Annotated in this window: 1 protein-coding gene; it reads right to left on the bottom strand. The window is 40.0% G+C overall.

Features of this window, described 5'->3' with window-relative positions:
* A partial coding sequence (locus ER639_RS12115; RefSeq protein WP_205757729.1) for an SdrD B-like domain-containing protein occupies window positions 1–370 on the bottom strand: 370 nt, incomplete at both ends.

Genomic DNA, 370 nt, shown 5'->3' with positions numbered 1-370 from the left:
GACCGTCTCCATCTGTATCTTCCCAAACTGTATCTCCTACTGATACTTTGATGAATCCTGAGTCGATTGTCATATCATCAGCGTTGTTGATGGTTACTTTCACAACTTGGCCATCTGAATCTAATCCGTCATTACCTACGTTAGAGATTGTTGGACCGTTGTAACCTGCTGGTGTTTCAAATGTTAATGTGTAGTCTCCGTTTGGTAAGTCTGTGAAGATATAGTTTCCATTTTCATCTGTTGTTGTTGTGATTGTTGAACCGTCAGGTTTTGTTAATGTTACTGTTACACCTGGAATACCTGGTTCTCCCGCATCTTGGATGCCATCTTTATCTGCATCAAACCATACTTTATCTCCTAAATCGTATAC

The sequence above is a fragment of the Macrococcus sp. DPC7161 genome (assembly GCF_004117835.1).
Classification (GTDB): Bacteria; Bacillota; Bacilli; order Staphylococcales; family Staphylococcaceae; genus SDSC01.
The sequence above is the reverse complement of the archived record's forward strand: the minus strand, read 5'-3'. Positions and strand labels throughout refer to the sequence as shown.